The sequence below is a fragment of the Cytobacillus oceanisediminis genome (genome assembly GCF_003182355.1).
Lineage (GTDB): Bacteria > Bacillota > Bacilli > Bacillales > Cytobacillaceae > Cytobacillus > Cytobacillus oceanisediminis_A.
In genome coordinates, this window is sequence record NZ_QGTW01000022.1 from 18,425 (window position 1) to 36,695 (window position 18,271).

The 18,271-nt window shown below is 38.4% G+C and carries 19 protein-coding genes; 12 read left to right on the forward strand and 7 right to left on the reverse strand.

Going from position 1 to position 18,271, the window contains the following annotated elements:
- Together DFO73_RS26145 and DFO73_RS26150 are read left to right on the forward strand one after the other, a co-directional pair.
- Entirely contained in the window at nucleotides 1–936 is a 936-nt protein-coding gene (locus tag DFO73_RS26145; RefSeq protein ID WP_110067594.1) for an ABC transporter ATP-binding protein, read from the forward strand.
- 460 nt (nucleotides 937–1,396) lie between these two features.
- The gene (locus tag DFO73_RS26150; RefSeq protein ID WP_181396146.1) at nucleotides 1,397–2,563 is read left to right on the forward strand and encodes a putative glycoside hydrolase; all 1,167 of its coding nucleotides are present in this window, start codon (nucleotides 1,397–1,399) and stop codon (nucleotides 2,561–2,563) included.
- Between the two features lie 163 nt (nucleotides 2,564–2,726).
- On the opposite strand, the gene DFO73_RS26155 is transcribed toward DFO73_RS26150, so the two are convergent.
- Complete coding sequence (locus DFO73_RS26155) at nucleotides 2,727–2,912, reverse strand: hypothetical protein (RefSeq protein WP_110067596.1); 186 nt, start codon at nucleotides 2,910–2,912, stop codon at nucleotides 2,727–2,729.
- A gap of 270 nt (nucleotides 2,913–3,182) precedes the next feature.
- Between DFO73_RS26155 and DFO73_RS26160 the strand changes: the two genes are divergently transcribed.
- The 5 genes from DFO73_RS26160 to pepF all read left to right on the forward strand — a co-directional run bounded on the left by DFO73_RS26160 (nucleotide 3,183) and on the right by pepF (nucleotide 9,239).
- Nucleotides 3,183–3,758, forward strand: a complete 576-nt coding sequence (locus tag DFO73_RS26160; protein WP_110067597.1) for a GNAT family N-acetyltransferase — start codon at nucleotides 3,183–3,185, stop codon at nucleotides 3,756–3,758.
- A gap of 499 nt (nucleotides 3,759–4,257) precedes the next feature.
- A complete protein-coding gene (spxA, locus tag DFO73_RS26165) occupies nucleotides 4,258–4,653 on the forward strand; it encodes a transcriptional regulator SpxA (protein WP_110067598.1) in 396 nt (131 codons plus the stop codon).
- Between the two features lie 376 nt (nucleotides 4,654–5,029).
- Nucleotides 5,030–5,695: an adaptor protein MecA gene (gene mecA / locus DFO73_RS26170; RefSeq protein WP_110067599.1), complete on the forward strand. Its 666-nt coding sequence runs from the start codon at nucleotides 5,030–5,032 to the stop codon at nucleotides 5,693–5,695.
- A gap of 370 nt (nucleotides 5,696–6,065) precedes the next feature.
- Nucleotides 6,066–7,280, forward strand: coding sequence for a competence protein CoiA (locus DFO73_RS26175; RefSeq protein WP_110067600.1), 1,215 nt, complete (start codon nucleotides 6,066–6,068; stop codon nucleotides 7,278–7,280).
- A gap of 141 nt (nucleotides 7,281–7,421) precedes the next feature.
- On the forward strand, nucleotides 7,422–9,239 hold the full coding sequence (gene pepF / locus DFO73_RS26180; protein ID WP_110067601.1) for an oligoendopeptidase F: 1,818 nt from the start codon (nucleotides 7,422–7,424) through the stop codon (nucleotides 9,237–9,239).
- Nucleotides 9,240–9,283: 44 nt separating this feature from the next.
- On the opposite strand, the gene DFO73_RS28935 is transcribed toward pepF, so the two are convergent.
- The 5 genes from DFO73_RS28935 to DFO73_RS26200 all read right to left on the reverse strand — a co-directional run bounded on the left by DFO73_RS28935 (nucleotide 9,284) and on the right by DFO73_RS26200 (nucleotide 12,645).
- A complete protein-coding gene (locus tag DFO73_RS28935) occupies nucleotides 9,284–9,457 on the reverse strand; it encodes a hypothetical protein (protein ID WP_181396143.1) in 174 nt (57 codons plus the stop codon).
- Nucleotides 9,458–9,829: 372 nt separating this feature from the next.
- A complete protein-coding gene (locus tag DFO73_RS26185) occupies nucleotides 9,830–10,705 on the reverse strand; it encodes a ClpXP adapter SpxH family protein (RefSeq protein WP_110067602.1) in 876 nt (291 codons plus the stop codon).
- Nucleotides 10,702–11,106, reverse strand: a complete 405-nt coding sequence (locus tag DFO73_RS26190) for a globin domain-containing protein (RefSeq protein ID WP_110067603.1) — start codon at nucleotides 11,104–11,106, stop codon at nucleotides 10,702–10,704. Before DFO73_RS26190 ends, DFO73_RS26185 begins: the two co-directional genes overlap by 4 nt.
- Nucleotides 11,107–11,380: 274 nt before the next feature.
- The gene (locus tag DFO73_RS26195; RefSeq protein WP_110067604.1) at nucleotides 11,381–12,019 is read right to left on the reverse strand and encodes a lytic transglycosylase domain-containing protein; all 639 of its coding nucleotides are present in this window, start codon (nucleotides 12,017–12,019) and stop codon (nucleotides 11,381–11,383) included.
- 38 nt (nucleotides 12,020–12,057) lie between these two features.
- Nucleotides 12,058–12,645, reverse strand: a complete 588-nt coding sequence (locus tag DFO73_RS26200) for a CYTH domain-containing protein (protein ID WP_110067605.1) — start codon at nucleotides 12,643–12,645, stop codon at nucleotides 12,058–12,060.
- Nucleotides 12,646–12,912: 267 nt separating this feature from the next.
- On the opposite strand from DFO73_RS26200, the gene DFO73_RS26205 reads away from it, so the two are divergent.
- The 4 genes from DFO73_RS26205 (at nucleotide 12,913) to DFO73_RS26220 (ending at nucleotide 15,829) form a co-directional block, all read left to right on the forward strand.
- Nucleotides 12,913–13,275: a hypothetical protein gene (locus DFO73_RS26205; protein WP_110067606.1), complete on the forward strand. Its 363-nt coding sequence runs from the start codon at nucleotides 12,913–12,915 to the stop codon at nucleotides 13,273–13,275.
- An 80-nt stretch (nucleotides 13,276–13,355) separates the two neighbouring features.
- Entirely contained in the window at nucleotides 13,356–14,045 is a 690-nt protein-coding gene (locus DFO73_RS26210) for a GTP pyrophosphokinase (protein WP_309044450.1), read from the forward strand.
- Between the two features lie 36 nt (nucleotides 14,046–14,081).
- Nucleotides 14,082–14,876: an NAD kinase gene (locus DFO73_RS26215; protein ID WP_026583728.1), complete on the forward strand. Its 795-nt coding sequence runs from the start codon at nucleotides 14,082–14,084 to the stop codon at nucleotides 14,874–14,876.
- Between the two features lie 56 nt (nucleotides 14,877–14,932).
- Nucleotides 14,933–15,829, forward strand: a complete 897-nt coding sequence (locus DFO73_RS26220; protein ID WP_181396144.1) for an RluA family pseudouridine synthase — start codon at nucleotides 14,933–14,935, stop codon at nucleotides 15,827–15,829.
- Nucleotides 15,830–15,909: 80 nt separating this feature from the next.
- On the opposite strand, the gene prpE is transcribed toward DFO73_RS26220, so the two are convergent.
- Nucleotides 15,910–16,644 carry a bis(5'-nucleosyl)-tetraphosphatase PrpE gene (gene prpE, locus DFO73_RS26225; protein WP_110067608.1) on the reverse strand — a complete coding sequence of 245 codons (735 nt, stop codon included), beginning with the start codon at nucleotides 16,642–16,644 and terminating at the stop codon, nucleotides 15,910–15,912.
- Nucleotides 16,645–16,893: 249 nt separating this feature from the next.
- On the opposite strand from prpE, the gene mgtE reads away from it, so the two are divergent.
- Nucleotides 16,894–18,270 carry a magnesium transporter gene (mgtE, locus tag DFO73_RS26230; protein ID WP_110067609.1) on the forward strand — a complete coding sequence of 459 codons (1,377 nt, stop codon included), beginning with the start codon at nucleotides 16,894–16,896 and terminating at the stop codon, nucleotides 18,268–18,270.
- Nucleotide 18,271 lies beyond the last annotated feature (1 nt).

Sequence of the window (18,271 nt, forward strand, 5' to 3'; positions counted from 1 at the left end):
ATGGCAGAAAAATTGCTTGAAATTAAAAACTTGAAACAACACTTTAATGTTGGACGCCCAAATATGGTAAAAGCAGTTGATGGTATTACTTTTGATATTTTCAGAGGTGAAACTCTTGGCCTTGTAGGCGAATCAGGCTGCGGAAAATCAACAACTGGACGTACTATCATCAGATTATATGATGCAACAGATGGCCAGGTTCTTTTTGAAGGTGAAGATGTACATGGCAAAAAATCTGCAAAAGAACTAAAAAAGTTTAACCGCAAAATGCAAATGATCTTCCAGGATCCTTACGCATCTTTAAACCCTCGTATGACGGTTGCTGACATCATTGCTGAAGGCATTGATATTCATGGTCTGGCTAAAGATAAGAAAGGACGCATGGAGAGAGTCTATGAGCTCTTAGAAACGGTTGGTCTAAACAAAGAGCACGCTAACCGTTACCCTCATGAGTTCTCAGGCGGCCAAAGACAGCGTATCGGCATTGCACGTGCACTAGCTGTTGATCCAGATTTTATCATTGCTGATGAACCAATCTCTGCCTTGGATGTTTCTATCCAGGCCCAGGTAGTAAACTTGATGAAGAAGCTTCAGCGAGAAAAAGGGTTAACTTACTTGTTTATCGCACATGATTTGTCAATGGTTAAGTATATCAGTGACAGAATTGGGGTTATGTACTTTGGTAAGCTGGTAGAATTAGCACCAGCAGATGATCTGTATAATAATCCAATGCACCCATATACTCAATCACTATTATCAGCGATTCCGCTGCCGGATCCTGAAACGGAACGGACACGCAGAAGAACATCCTATGACCCTTCTGTACACAATTATACTGAAGGTGAACAGCTGGAAATGCGTGAAATTACACCAGGACATTTTGTTTATTGCTCTGAAAAAGAGTACCAGCAATTAAAAGCTCAATATGCTAAATAACGAAAAACGATCTCATATCGAGATCGTTTTTTACATCCTGGTAAAGTTATAATTGATAAACTTAATGCTAAATCCTTTTAATGATAAAAAGGATTTACCAAGATGTAAAAATGATCTGCAAACATTAGAGAGTTATTGATTACTTTAACACTTTTATTCGTTAATGTAATTTACTTTAGTATATAATACAACATTTTTAACAGTATTACTATTAGAATTTTCGATTAATTATATTTTTCCGTCAAATTGTTTAATTAAAGTATTTATTTTTTTTGATAAAAAAGGTTTAAAGATTAAGAGGAAAAGATACATATAAGAAAGAGGGTACAAGTTTTTAAGATTCATCATAGATTAGGTTTTGAAATATCTTTATAATGAAAGTAACGTTAAGGACGTCTGCATGGAAGAGGGGGCATAACATTTGAAAAAGGCAAAAAAGATAGCTGCTACCTTGTTGGTTATGACAGGTATTTCATTTTCGGCAGGAAATGGTGAAGCAAAAGAACAAGAAACTTTTGAAATAGGGAAACAGCCTCAGAGAGAGCATATTTCACTTATGAAGGAACTGCCTAAAGAGATTAGCCGTTTTCAATTTGATTCCGGCTATGCCTTTCAGTATCCAGATGCTGTAAGAGGTGTTTATGTAACAGGGCATTCAGCTGGAGGAGAAAGGTTTAATAAGCTTGCCAATTTAATGGATGAAACGGAATTAAATGCTATGGTAATAGATATAAAGGATGATTGGGGCAATCTTACTTTTATCCCTGATAAAAACTCTCCATACAGTGACATAGGGAAGTCTTACATAAAAGATACGGAGAAGATCATGAAAACGATGGAAGAAAAGCAAATTTACCCGATTGCTAGGGTGGTTGTTTTTAAAGATTCTGTGCTTGCCAATAAGAAGCCGGAGTTGACATTTAAAGAAGGAAATAAGGTATGGAAAAATGGCAGAGGGGAGTCGTTTGTCAATCCATTCTTAAAAGAGGTCTGGGACTATAATGTAGGAATAGCTATCGAAGCTGCTAAAATGGGTTTTCAGGAAATCCAGTTTGACTACGTCCGTTTCCCGGAAGGATTTGAACATAGGGATACATCCTTGACCTATGGTATGGGGGAATATAAAGATTTAGAAATGGAAAATGTTCAGAAACGGGTTAAGGCTGTTACGGATTTTGTCGCCTATGCAAAGGATCAATTGGAACCATATGGAGTCAAGGTGTCTGTTGATATCTTTGGCTATACGGCAACCTTGCCGGAAGCTCCGGGCATTGGGCAAAATTTCTCAAAGATCTCAGAACACGTAGATGTAATTTCCTCCATGATTTATCCAAGCCATTGGACATCTTACTTTGGAATTGCAAAACCTGACCTGGAACCTTATAAACTGGTTGCAGAATATGCAAAGCTTGAGAAAAAGAAGCTGGGTGAGCTGGAAAACCCGCCTGTATCCAGGCCATGGCTTCAGGATTTTACAGCCTCTTACTTGGGTGCAGGAAACTACAAGAATTACGGAAAGGCCGAAGTCGAAGCCCAGATTAAGGCTTTAAACGAACAAGGGATAAATGAATTCTTGTTATGGAATGCAGGTAATACGTATACGCAAAACGTTGATTATACGCCATAGACAAAAAGAGGCTGAAGTTATCAGCCTCTTTTTCTATATACAGTATGAACATTAAATAAGATAAAGCCCTGGCACATGTACCTAAGAGTAAAATGCTTTCTGTTTTCTTTTTGTTTGACACCAATTTTGTATGCGGTATCATAGTATATGGGCATATCGGAATTTACTTTTTATTTCCGCCTACGCTTTTCCATCCAGTCTGTACTCTTGCAGATTGATCCACGAATTGGGATTTATTTTTACCGCCAAAAAACCTTTCTCCAATACCATTAGTTAGTACACCTAATAAGGCAGTAAATCCAATTATAAGCAAAGCAACAATTGTTAAATCTGTTATGTAACCAACCATGATAAACCTCCATCTTTCTTTTCACAGTTTCCTGTGATTAATATGAAACATCCCCTATCCTTATTTTATTCGAAATTTTCATGTATTAAAAGGGGAAATTCCACAAATACTTAATCTTGCAGGATATACCGTTTTTCAGGAAAAAGTATCAGCTTATTTATTTTCTTTCGCGCACACCATTATGGAAAGGAAAGCTGGGAGCTTATCATGCTGGAATAAATATTTGCGCCACCAAATCTAAGGTTTGGGAAGCAGAAAAGGAGCAGATCCATGCATTGGTATGAAAAATTGAATCAGTATTTCCCTATTGAGGAAATGAAATCGAAAGATCATATGGAAACCCTTTTAAAGGAACGATCAGACATTTATCATAAGGATGAAGGGCCTCACCATGTCCTTATGTATGTAGAGCTAGAGAATTTTGTATTTATTGATTATTTATTTGTATCAACGGAATCCCGTGGCCAAGGGCTGGGCCATAAATTGCTTGAGAAGCTAAAAGCAAAGGGGAAGCCTATTATTTTAGAAGTTGAGCCAGTTGATTATGAAGATACCGATACCGAAAAACGTTTGCGTTTTTATAAAAGGGAAGGATTTGAGCATGCCCAATCAATTGGTTACAGCCGGAGATCTCTTGCCACTAATGAAATTAATACAATGGAAATTCTTTACTGGTCCCCGGGGAATGAAAGTGAAGAAATGATTTATGAAGCAATGAAAAAAACATATGAAATGATTCACACCTACAGGGACACACACTTTTATGGCCAATCTTATCAACCGGTTGATGAAGTTCTAACTTTTGAAGAAGATAAAAACGGCCAGAATGTTTTGGAGGATGTATAAGTAACACAATAAAAACAGATTATCACCAATGGAAAAACACAGCCACTTATGGAAATGGCTGTGTTTTCATTTTCATAAATTAATTGAGAATAAAAAATATGAATTTTAGGTTTAATCAACAGAAACATGGGTATTTAAAAAGGGATTAGAAAAAATATTTATTATATTTCTACATAATTTCCCTTAAAACAGTAAGTTGTTGTCTTCTTTAAGAATAAAAAAGGAAAATTAATTAAAAAAATGAAACTTTTTGCTTGCTGGTTCGTCTTATATAGTAGATTTGTTTCTCAAACAGGTTTGTTTAATTTATGTATAAGACTTTTATCATATTTATAAAAAGTTATACCAAATGGATCTTGTTTGGTGTATAATAAATAATATAAATTACTTGATTAAAGTTATTTTAATTTAGGCCGCTCTAAATATATGTAATTAAACAAATATTAATCTAAATAATGGAATTATATATGTCTAAATTTAAGGAGTGTGAATTTGTAAAATGGTCACATTATACACTTCACCAAGTTGTACATCTTGCAGAAAAGCGAAATCATGGCTGGAAGAACATGAAATTGGCTATAAAGAAAGAAATATCTTTTCAGAGCCGCTGTCCATTGAGGAGATTAAAGAAATTCTTCGAATGACAGAAGATGGGACAGATGAAATTATTTCTACTCGCTCCAAGACATTCCAAAAGCTTGATGTTAACCTTGAAACAATGCCCTTACAAGATTTGTTCGAGCTGATTAAAGAAAACCCTGGTCTTCTTCGCCGTCCAATCATTATTGACGAAAAACGTCTGCAGGTTGGATATAATGAAGATGAAATCAGACGTTTCCTACCAAGAAAGGTTCGTACTTACCAGCTGCGTGAAGCACAGCGCATGGTTAACTAATATTACAATCAGGCCTTCTTTCTGCTTGCAGAAGAGGGTCTTTTTTATTATCATTGTGAAAAAAACAAGGAAAATGGATACAATAATAGAATAAATAAAAAACCGCATATGCCATTTCGTTATTGGAATTTATACAATGCTAAAGGTGCAATAATTAAGGCCGGTTATAATAGGCATATAACGGTTTTTTCAAAGATATGACTTTTTAATTCCCTTTATTCTTATTTTGTCATAAAATAAAAGTACAAGGTACAAAATACACTTTACCTTCTTTTAAATGGGGATTAACCAATTGATTTACGGGTAAATGAATAACACACATGACTGCTGGGGGTATTTAGTCCCTTCAATCATAGCCAGAAGGGAGAGTTGCTGCATGGAAATCGAACGTATTAATGATCATACAGTTAAATTTTATATTTCTTATCTTGATATAGAAGAAAGAGGCTTTGACCGTGAAGAGATTTGGTACAATCGTGAACGGAGTGAAGAGCTCTTTTGGGAAATGATGGATGAGGTCCATCAGGAGGAAGAATTTCTTGTGGAGGGGCCGCTGTGGATACAGGTTCAGGCTTTGGATAAAGGCTTGGAGGTATTGGTTACTAAGGCTCAGCTTTCCAAGGACGGGCAAAAATTTGAACTTCCTGTTCCTGATGAAAAAGTGAAAGACTTGCCTGTTGATGAACATATAGAGGATATGCTTGATCATCACTTCCGCAAATCAGATGATGATGGTGATGATGGATATGAGGGAGATCTTGAATTTCTTTTAACTTTTAAAGATTTTGAAGATATTATATCCTTATCAAAACGCACCAACCTTGATACTATTAACACCAAGTTATATTCCTTTCAAGGGAAATACTATTTATTTGCCGAGTTTCCGGAAGATCTTTTTGAAGAAGATGATATAGATAACATGCTAAGCATTCTTCTGGAGTATGGGCAAGAAACAAGCACTACGATTCACCGTATTATGGAATACGGTAAATTAATTATAAAAGAAAATGTCTTCGAAAATTTAAGAAAACATTTTAAATAATTAAAACCGATTTCATTTCTGAAATCGGTTTTTTTATTTTGGCTATGTTAAAGCTTATTGTGGATTTTGGCACTTTGTTGATTGGATCTGAGGTGGCTGGATCCTCGGAAGAGCATTCGAAATTCCTTCGTGCGGAGTTTTTTTGAGGAAGTTTATTCAATGTCCTGCGAGAGTTCGGTTAAAGGGAGATCCCGCAGGTTTAATGCTTGAGGAGGCTCCCGAACCACCTGCAATCCGCTGAACGCTTGGAGCGGAAAACAAAAGTAAGGTTAACAGAGCTTTTATTTAAAAATGTGTATTTTTTTTCAGGGTTGAGAGGATTTTGGGAACAGTATGGAGAATAGCACTTGTTAGGAAAGGAGCTGATTATTTGTTAATTGCTAACACAAAGGGAGGAGAACGAGTAAATTTATTTGAAAAGCATAACCTCCTCACTTTAAAAGAATTTAGAAAACAGAACGTCTTTTTTTGCCCTGAATGCAGCGAAGAGGTTGTCCTGAAAATTGGATCGAAGCGTATTCCGCATTTTAGCCACAAAAAGGGGTCGGAATGTCCAGAAAGCTATGAAAGGGAATCGGAATATCATATTAACGGCAAACTTCTCTTATATTCCTGGCTAAAAGAAAAAGGGCTTGATCCGGTTCTTGAACCTTACTACTCGGACATATCCCAAAGGCCTGACATTGGCGTCAATTACGAAGGAGAAGACTATGCTATTGAATATCAGTGTTCAGTCATTTCTGAGGCCTTATTTATAAAACGTTCAGAGGCGTATATTCAGTCAGGCATCATTCCCATATGGATACTGGCTGGCAAAAATTTAAGGCGCATAGGAAAAAATAAAATATCTTTATCTGGTTTCCAGTATTTATTTCTTCACAAAACTGCTTTAGGCAATTGGGTGATTCCTTTCTTTTGCCCCATCACTAAGTCCTTCATCAATACTCATCAGATCGTTCCATTTACAGTAAGAAATTCTTTTTCAAATTTTGATATTATTCCATTGAGTCATGCTAGCTTGAAAATTTTATTTGATCCACCGCATCTTCCCGGCAATCTAAGCCATTATGAGTGGCAAAGGGAGATAAGACAAACCAAAAATTTTCTTTCGCAAACCCGCGGGTCTTTCCACAATAAATTTCTGCAAGAGTTATATTCTCATTCACTTATACCCTCTCTACTCCCTCCCGAGATTGGCCTTCCGGTATTTCACGCTCCTTATATCGAAACATCCCCAATACAGTGGCAAGGTTATTTATTTATGGATGTACTTTTGAAGGATGATGTGTTTTCGTTTGAAAAAATGATTTCTTGCTTTCAGAAAAGGGTATGGAAAAGTGATATTAAAATTAGAAAGCTTCCTCTTGTTCACAGTGGAGAGGCTGTTTATGCTGTGAAAGAATATATAGAGTTGCTTGTTAACCTGAAGGTACTTGAAAGAGCAGGAAAGGGTCTATATAGAAAAAGAGCTCCTTTTTCAGCATCTGAAAATCAGACCTCGCTGCTTCAATGGGAAGAGGACTTTTACCGGGAAAAAGGTATTATTATTGTTGACAGTACAAAGCAATCTATTTTTGTTAAATAAGAATTAATGAAAATGCCTTATTTAACATAAAATAATTGAGGATTGCGCAATAACTATCATAAAAGAAGGATTTTTTCGCTGGAAAGAGAAGATACAGTAATGATGATTTAGAAAATGGGACCTTTGAATGGAGGATGAAGAATGGCAAACGAAACAACGGTAAAAAAACTTCCTGCAAGAAGCGAGATTGCAGCAGAAGATACTTGGCGTCTTGAAGACATTTTTTCGGCAGATGATGATTGGGATAAAGAATATAAAGAAGTAGAGAAACTAATTCCTGAAGCGGGCAATTATCAGGGCAAGCTTGGTGAAAGTGCTGGAACCTTATACGAAGCCCTGCAGTTTCAGGATCATTTATTATCACGCCTCGGGAAGCTATATACATATGCCCATATGCGTTATGACCAGGATACAACAAATTCTTTTTACCAGGGTATGGATGACAGGATTAAAAATCTATACTCGGAAGCTGCCAGTACATTGGCTTATATTGTGCCAGAACTGCTTGCAGTTGATGAGCAAAAGGTTGCCGGTTTTCTAGAAGAAAAGAAAGAACTTCAGCTATATAAGCATTCTCTTGAGGAAATTAATCTTCAAAGGCCGCATGTATTATCTGCTGAGCAGGAGGCGCTGCTGGCTCAGGCTTCCGAAGTGCTTGGGGCGTCCAGCAATACATTTGGCATGCTGAATAATGCTGACCTGGAATTTCCGTCCATTAAGGATGAAAATGGTGAGGAAGTAGAAATAACACATGGACGATTTATCCGCTTTCTTGAAAGTGATGATCAGCGTGTCCGACACGATGCCTTTAAAGCTGTGTACGGCACTTACGGGAAGTTCCGCAATACGTTCGCAAGCACTTTGAGCGGGAATATTAAGAAGGACAATTTCAACGCTAAGATTCGAAACTATGATTCAGCACGCCATGCGGCACTGGCAGCCAATAATATTCCTGAAAGTGTTTATGAAAATTTAGTTAACACCATCAACAATAATCTTCATCTCCTTCACCGCTATGTGAAACTGCGCAAGAAGGTTTTAGGCGTTGATGAGCTTCATATGTATGATCTATACACACCATTGGTTAAAGAAGTAAAAATGGAAATACCTTATGATGAAGCAAAGGATTTAATTCTTAAAGGATTAAAACCGCTTGGCGGGGATTATTTAAATATCTTAAAAGAAGGATTTGAAAACCGCTGGGTGGATGTCCATGAAAATAAAGGGAAAAGAAGCGGTGCCTATTCTTCCGGGACATATGGAACCAATCCATATATCCTGATGAACTGGCAGGATAATGTGAATAATTTGTTTACCCTTGCCCATGAATTTGGGCATTCCGTACACAGTTATTACACTCGCAAACACCAGCCATATCCATATGGAAATTATTCAATCTTTGTTGCTGAGGTGGCCTCTACCTGCAATGAAGCTCTTTTAAATGACTATTTGCTTAAAACCATTGATGATGATAAGAAGCGTTTATATTTGCTGAACCATTACCTTGAAGGCTTTAGAGGAACTGTTTTCCGCCAGACAATGTTTGCGGAGTTTGAGCATATGCTCCATAAAAAGGCGCAAAGCAATGAAGCTTTGACTGCGGATTCATTAACAAAGGAGTATTATGAACTTAACAAGAAATATTTTGGGGAAGAAGACATTATAATCGATGAAGAAATTGGGCTTGAATGGTCAAGAATTCCCCATTTCTATTACAATTATTATGTATATCAATATGCAACTGGATTTAGCGCAGCAACAGCGTTAAGCAAACAAATCCTAGAGGAAGGCCAGCCTGCAGTCGACAGATATATTGAGTTCCTAAAGTCCGGAAGCTCAGATTATCCGATCGAAGTCCTGAAAAAAGCGGGCGTCGATATGACGAGCAGCAAGCCAATTGAAGATGCATGCAAAGTTTTTGAAGAAAAGCTGAACGAAATGGAGAGCCTGCTTTCATAATAATAAAGGGACCAGTCAAATTGTCTGGTCCCTTTTTGATTTGGTTAGAAGCCTTTAAACCGCCTGCGGTCATTCAAATACAATAAAAGGATCAGCAGGGATACAAATAGAAGGGGAGAGGTAATAAAAATAGGGATGAGTTTCATTAAACCAAAAATATTTAAAATAAAGGAGAGCAAAATGAGTACGAGCATGACGATGATCGGCAGTTTTTTCATTTATGGTCTCCTCCTTATCTTATTGTTTTCATAGATCCGTCTTTGTAAGGGAACTACAGTTAGAAGAACATTTTGTATAATCTTATGCGTTTGTCCGATCTATCATGACTGGATTATGACAATATTGTGAAAAGGCACACAAACTTATTGTTTTGCTTGTTTCTTTCATGGTATATTACAGGTGTGAAGTTGATCACAGGCAAACATATACCCCTTTGTTTGATCGTGAAAAATTTCTCCCATCCCCTTTGTTCGTATAAATAATCCGAAAAAAGCCGTGCTCAAAATCTGCATGGTTTTTTTCATTAAAAAGGCCATATCCTTTTGGCTCTGTTAAAATAGAAAAAGCTGTGCACTCTGCACAGCTTTTTGCTAACCTATATATTTCCAAAACTTCCCGTACTTAGCTGGAATATGTTCAACTACCTGTTTTAACTGCAGCTTTTTCATTTCCCGGTTTACTTCGCTATCTGACATACCGTATACAACTGATATTTCCTTGCTTGCGACAAGCTTAAAATATTTTAAGAAATATTCAAGCGGTGGAAGGGGAGATCGCTCTGGCTTTGCAGGCAGCATTTCTTCCAAAATCTGTTCATAAATTTCATAAGGATAATAACCGGTAACTTTGATTCCTTCTTCTTCAATATTCTCATTGAAGAAGACAAGGGTTGGGATTTCCTGGACATCCATTTCAGCGGTTATTTTTAAGTCACATTGAAAAGCTTTAGCTGCACTATCTGAATGGATATCAGAAACAAACTCGACTACATCAAGACCGACACCTTTTGCACAATCCTTTAGTACCTCAAAGTTGGAGACATTCTGTTTCTCAAGAAACAAAACCTCCTGAAGCTTGCGTAAAAATTTGATCCCCGCTTTTCTGCCCTGCAATTCCGCTGCTTTAATTGCAATGGATGCAAGATGGGGAGAGGAAATTGGATTCTCAAACCAGACGCTTCCATCGCAAGACATCCCGGAGCGGCTTGCTGTTTTTTCCCACAAGTCCGCAATGTTTTCGTAATTTTGCCTTTTTCCCATATTTAAGGTTGCCAACCGGCCGCTTAATACATGCTTTATTGAAAAATAACGGCCATACTCGATCAGCAGCTTTTTAATGATCGGCTCCAATGCCCAGCATTCCGGACAAAGGGGATCGACGAACATATATACTTCAATCGGCTTTTTCTCACTGCCGTGGCAATGCGGAGAGGCCAGCTTTTTTTCATATGATTCCCGCTTGTTCACGAGCCTTCACCTTTCACATCGTTTTCAGGTGTATTAATCATATGCTGGGCAGTAAGAACAAGCCTTGCAAAAAAGTCCTCCCGCAAAGGACCCCCAAGCCCTACTTCATCCATTGCGCTATCCATGCAGGAAAGCCAAGCCCTGGCCCTGGTTTCCGTTATTGGGAAAGGCAAGTGCCTGGCACGCAGCATTGGATGACCATGTTCTGAAGTATATAATGGAGGCCCCCCTAAATATTGGGTCATGAATTGTTTTTGTTTTCTGGCTGTCTCTGTCAGGTCATCTGGAAAAATAGGAACGAGATCAGGATGTTGTCCTACGCGCCGGTAAAAAGCGTCTATAAGCTGGTGGAGCTTTTCCTCGCCAATAGCGTCGAAGGGAGTGTGCATTTTCTCGGCCATATTTAAAACTCCTTTTATGAGTTAGTTCATTAAATCAAAATCTTCCTATTTAATATTTATCTGTTTATATTCTATCAATGAGACATTTATATCTCAAACAAATAGCTTACAGCAGAACTTTAGCTTTGGAAATGACCTGGCTATTGCACTGAATCTTTCTTTTAGTATGAGTTAACAGCATAGCATCAATCCGGGTGAAAGATAAAACAATAGCCTAACGAGGACATGACAAAAGCCGCCTCGCTAAAAAACAGGCGGTTTTTCTATACAATTTTTAAGCTATAAAAGATGCGGTTATCTTTTTTATGTAGTTCAGTGTCTCCTTAAAAGGGGGAACACCGCCGTACTTATCTACATTTCCGGGACCTGCATTATAGGCGGCAAGTGCCAATTCAATATTATCCCCATACCTGTCCATCATTTGGCGAAGATATTTTACCCCGCCAAATATGTTTTCCGCTGGGTCAAATATATTTTTTACGCCAAGGCCCCTGGCGGTTTCGGGCATAAGCTGCATCAGGCCTGAAGCGCCTGCCTGGCTAACGGCATTTGGATTAAAATTCGATTCTTGTTTGATAACAGATTTAATTAAATGAATAGGTACATTAAACATGTCTGAAGCTTTTTGAATCAAATCATCAAAATCTCCAGTTGACGATCCGGCAATTTTTGTAAGCTTTACCGGAGGCAGGGCAGCAGCATTCAATCGATTATTTTCAGTCAGGTTAAAGTAAGGCTCCAGGGAAGCAATAGTGCCAAGTCCCCCAGTAACTTGGGAAGATTGGACACCAGCCGGTACAAGACCTGTTAAAAGCTGTTGAAACAAAGGGCTAGAGTTGTGATTTTGCTTTACATGGTTAAAGCCTTGAAGAGCCTGCAATTCAAGCATGATTTTCATTTGATTTACATTCATAGTAAAACTCCTTGGCAAAAGGGAAACTTCCTTATTGTTTATTCCTTTTGCTGTCTATATTTTTCATTATAGAAACGCTTAATTTTATTTTCGGTTTTCCTGACAGGAATGTTTAGCTGTTTAAGCAGATTAAGAAAAATGGTTTCGCCTTCTTCTCTATTGCCCGCTTCATATTCTATCTCAAAATCTTCCTTTTTTAAATATCGGCTGTGATCTAATACAGCTAGTCCGTTCAAATAATTTTTTTCTGCCCGGGTGGTTGAAAGTGAGCCGAAGTATTGAAGATTATCAGGATTTACACCCAATTCCTCGATTGCCTTTTTTATTTGTTCAAAAGGAATTTTTCCTTTTTTTAATACCTGCTGGGCCTCAGACTCTGTAAGGTTTTCAGTGGTTTCCAAAAGCCCTTCCGGGTGAGGCTGCTTTAGCGTCATTTCAAATGATTCATTTTTCCGTCTTATTCTTAGCGCGCTGGCATGAGATTTTAATGAAAATTCAGGTGTATCAAAGTAATGGTTTACCTGTTCGGTAAAATCTTGTTCATTGATCCCCAAAAACTTCCTTAATGTTGAAAATTCATCTTTTGTGATCATGTTTTTAAATTCAATCTCAATATTTTTGGACAAGCTTAACACCTCAATTAAAAGCTATTTCTTTTATTATCTCCTTCATGAGCCATGACTTCAATCTTTGAGATTTTTTATTCTCCTGTGATAAAGTAAAACTCAATTAGTGGGAAAATCCTTTCATTAAAGTTTGCTAGTTGAACCAATCGGGTTTTTACGGGCAGTAAGTCCCCGCAATTCTTCTTTGAATTATCCAGGACTAATACGTGGGACTTTTACTGCCCGTTAATCTGCGATAAAATAGTAAATGACTATGGAGGTAGAAAAATGAAACAAAAACTAACAGTTGAAAAAGCAGAAATAAAACAAAATGAATTATTTTTAGGGCTAGTGGATGGATCTGTTTCAGGTATGAAAGCAACGGAGCAAATATTGGCTGATTCTGACAATCTGTCATTTATTTACATATTAGATAATAACGAAGAATATACATATATTTCCCTTCCTGATTCTGTATGGCCGGAGTTAAAAAAGGCTTATGATGGCAATTTGCCTGTTTATGTAACTGATCAAAGTGAACGGCTGCTGCTCAAAGGTTTCCATGAGGAATTAGGAGATTTAATAGAAAATATTAGAGGCAACAGCAATTATGGTGAGGAAATGGTTGCAAAAGTGGAGAGTATATTTTAGTGAGTGTTTAATAGCCGTTAAACAAGGATAAAGAGGCAAATATATTTTTCAAAGAAACCGTGTGCCTGGATGTCTTATATATGCATATCCAGGCATCTCTCTCTTTTACTTCGGATGTGGTGGTGTTGCAGGTGAAGCATTGGGATTTATTTTTGGCGCCGTATAAGCAGGCGGTTGAAGAATTAAAAGTAAAACTAAAAGGGATGAGAAGCCAATTTGAAATGGATTCTTCCCATTCTCCGATTGAATTTGTTACTGGAAGGGTAAAGCCAATTGCAAGCATTTTGGATAAAGCCAATCAAAAAGGGATCCCCCTTGATAAATTGGAATCCGAGATGCAGGATATTGCCGGTGTCCGGATGATGTGCCAATTTGTAGATGATATTAAAAGGGTTGTTGAACTCTTAAGGCAAAGGAACGACTTTGAAATTGTGGAAGAAAGAGATTACATCTCCCATAAAAAAGCAAGCGGGTACCGGTCTTACCATGTTGTAATTTGTTATCCCGTCCAGACGATCAAAGGGGAGAAGAAAATTCTCGCAGAAATTCAGATAAGGACACTGGCAATGAATTTCTGGGCAACCGTAGAACATTCCCTAAATTATAAATATAAGGGCCAGTTTCCTGAAGATATTCAGATGAGACTGCAAAGGGCTGCAGAAGCAGCTTTCAGGCTCGATGAAGAAATGTCTCTTATCCGCGGTGAAATTCAGGATGCCCAGGCGTTTTTTACAAGAAAAAGGGAAAAGCAGCAAAAGCAAGATAACTGAACAGGACGTCTATTCTAAAAGAGGAGCTTGGAAACGATGAAATTTGCCATTACCTCAAAAGGAGATTCAAAATCAAATACGCTCATGCACAAAATGAGAACCTATTTATTGGACTTCGAGCTTACATATGACGAAGAACAGCCTGATATTGTCATATCGGTAGGCGGGGACGGCACTTTGCTCTATGCCTTTCACCGATATAGCAGCCGTCTTGATAAAACCGCGTTTGTGGGGATACATACTGGCCATTTGGGATTTTATGCAGACTGGGTGCCTGAGGAAATCGAAAAGCTTGTGATTGCAATTGCCAAGACACCTTACCAAGTGATTGAATATCCGCTGCTCGAAGTGATCATCCGCTATCAGCATGGCGGGAAAGAAACACGCTATCTGGCACTGAATGAATCAACAGTTAAAGCGGTTGAGGGAACTCTTGTGATGGATGTCGAAATTCGCGGACAGCACTTTGAGCGGTTCCGCGGGGATGGACTTTGTGTATCGACTCCATCTGGCAGTACAGCATATAACAAAGCATTGGGAGGAGCGATCCTTCACCCTTCTTTGCCTGCCATCCAGCTTGCTGAAATGGCGTCAATTAATAATAAAGTGTTCCGTACAGTCGGTTCTCCGCTGGTCCTTCCGGCTCATCATACTTGTATGCTCAAACCGGTAAATGAACCGGATTTTCAGATTACGATTGACCATCTGACTCTACTTCATAAAGATGTAAAATCGATTCAGTTCAGGGTGGCGGATGAAAAGATCCGCTTTGCCAGATTCAGGCCATTTCCATTTTGGAAGAGAGTCCACGACTCATTTGTTGCGGATTAAGCAGCTAAGATGAACTTTGTATGGGGAAAGTCTAATAGAACAGGAGCGCAAGCATTATGGCGCGTTTTCAATTGCAATGGGAAATTTCCGCCCAGCAGTCAGGAAAAATGATCAGGGAATTTCTGAAAGAAAATGATATTTCAAAGACATCACTTACGGATATTAAATTTGCAGGCGGTTTTATTACTGTGAATGATATAGAAGTGACTGTCCGTTATGAACTAAAAGAAGGAGACGTGCTTAAAGTTGGTTTTCCGGAGGAATCTCCGAGCAAGGGGATGAAGGGGGAAGATTTGCCTCTGGATATTCTTTATGAGGATGGTTATGTCCTTGTTGTGAATAAACCAGCTGGTATGAGTACGATTCCTTCCAGAGAGCATCCTTCAGGCAGTTTGGCTAATCGCCTGATTGGATACTATCAGCGAATAGGGTTAATGTCTACCACGCATATTGTAACTCGGCTGGACAGGGATACCTCTGGTATCGTGCTTATTGCAAAACACAGGCATGTACACCATTTGTTCAGCCAGCAGCAGCGATCCAGGGAGATACATAGAATGTATGAAGCATTTGCAGAAGGGGTCCTCAAACAGGATATCGGTACTATAGAGATGCCGATATCCAGAAGGAAGGAAAGCATTATAGAACGGGAAGTCAATGAAGATGGGCAATATGCTTGCACCCATTATAAGGTTATCAGCCGAAAAAAAGGTTTTACCCATCTGCGGCTGAAATTGGAAACTGGCAGAACCCATCAAATCAGGGTCCATCTTTCCTGGCTGGGACATCCTTTGGTGGGGGATGAACTGTATGGAGGAAGGCGGGGCTTCCTTAACCGCCAAGCGCTACATTGCTCCAGCCTTTCCTTCTTTCATCCGTTTTTGCAAAAGACTTTATCGTTTGAAGAGCCCCTTCCTGAAGATATGCGATGTTTATTATTAAGGCTCTATTAAATTTGGAAATCAACAGACGAGTTTATTGAGCTTTTATAAAAAAAGCCGGTTTTTCCGGCTTTTTTTACGTCTTGAATTGTTTATAATGCCCTGAATTTCTCTTCAACAAAAGGCATGCTTGATGGAACGGATAGAATTTCCATTTCAGGATATCTAAGGGCAGTTAATTTATTGCCAAATACGGCCCCTGTGTCAATATTGTAAGTATTTTTGATTTTCCTGACTTCTTTTACAGGGGTATGCCCATATACAATGGCAGCCTTACCTTCATATTGCTTTGCCCAATCCCGCCTAACCGGTGTCCCGTCAGGATTTTTTTCTCCGGTGATATCCCCGTATAGGACGAATGTCTTCACTTTTGAAGATTGCTTGCCGATATAATCTTCCCTTATCCCGGCATGGGCTATGACAAGTCTTTTGCTGTCGAGAATATGGTATAATGGAGCTTTTTCATATAGCTCAATAAACTTTTGCCTGATTTCCATTCTTCCTTTCGAATCAAGTTCCTCATATTCAGCCACAGTCGTCTCCAGCCCGTGGGTAATTTGAACCTTGTTTCCCAAAAAGTAGCGGTACAGTTTATTGCAATGATTTCCTGGCACATAGAAAGCCATATCTTTAGCTGCAAGATTATATACTACATCAATGACTGCAAGAGATTGCGGTCCCCGATCTGTTAAATCACCTACAAATGCCAGTTTCCTTCCATTTAAATGAACCGGGTATCCGCTGCTCCAGTTGTAATTCATTTCTAAGGTAAGCTCTTTAAATTCGGCGAAACAGCCGTGAATATCGCCAATAATATCTAGTTTCATACTGGTGCTCCTTTGCTTAATCTATGTGTTATCATATCAATATTCATTTTTATTATCCGGGTTTGCAAATTATAAACTTGCTGAGGGGTCTTTTGGTTTTATGTTTGGAGAATGGGGAAATTAAGGGTGTCAAATCAGGGATAAGGTCTTATTTTTACTTGGCGGGATGTTCATGGACGACAAAAAAACAAAGATTTGCTAGTATAGTGAGGTACGTTTTTCAATAATTATGAAAGGGGGTAATTCATTATGGCAGAACATGCAGAAGAAAGAGATACGCATATCAATAGAGATCTTTTAATCCAATCTTTACAAAATGAAGAAATCGACAGTTTCAGGAATGAATTTCTTGAATTGCATCCTTATGATCAGGCTTCATTTTTTAAAGATCTGGATGAGGACATCAGGGCAAAAATCTATCTTTATCTTTCTCCTGAAGAAATGGCTTCCCTTTTTGAAAATCTGGAAATTGATGAAGAAGAATATAAAGACGTTCTTGCTGAGATGAACCCCAATTATGCAGCAGACATGCTTTCACAAATGTATGCGGATGATGCAGTTGATGTATTAAATGAACTCGATAAAGACCAGGTTGTCAGCTATTTGACAATCATGGACGATGAATCGGCCAAGGAAATCAAAGATTTGCTTCATTACGAAGAATATACAGCAGGAAGTATCATGACGACGGAATTTGTTTCCCTGTCAGCAAACCAGACAGTCCGATCAGCTATGTATATTCTTAAAGATGAAGCTCCCAGGGCAGAGACAATTTATTATGTATATGTCGTTGACGAAGAGAAAAAGCTTATTGGAGTAATCTCATTAAGAGATTTGATTGTCAGCGATGATGATACGATGATCTCGGAAATTACAAACGACAGAGTGGTTTCAGTTTCTGTAGGCGAAGATCAGGAAGAGGTTGCAAGAAAGATTAAGGACTATAATTTCCTGGCTGTTCCTGTTGTGGATTTTCAAAATCATTTATTGGGAATTATAACAGTAGATGACGTTATGGACGTTATGGATGAAGAAGCATCCGATGACTACTCCAAACTGGCTGCTGTTTCAGATATGGATAATATCGACAGAAACCCGGTTTCAGCTGCGCGCAAGAGACTGCCATGGCTAATCATATTGCTGTTTTTGGGCATGTTAACAGCAAGTTTGATTGGAAGATTTGAAGACACATTGGATCAGGTTGCTATTCTTGCGGTTTTTATCCCGCTGATTGCGGGAATGGCAGGGAATACAGGTACTCAGGCATTAGCTGTAGCTGTACGCGGTATTGCGACAGGTGATTTGGAAAAAGAAAATAAAATGAAACTTATTATAAGAGAAGCAGGGACTGGTTTGATCACTGGAGGAACCTGCGGAGTTCTTGTCGCATTGGTCATTTATTTATGGCAAGGCAATTTTTTTCTAGGCGTTTTAGTTGGCATTTCTATTTTGTTCACACTAATAGTAGCTACCCTAGCCGGTGCACTTATTCCTTTATTCATGCACAGAATGAAGATTGACCCAGCAGTAGCTTCTGGGCCATTCATCACCACTATTAATGATATCATTAGCATTCTAATATATTTTGGAATGGCTACTTTATTTATGAGTTATTTAACAGGTTAAG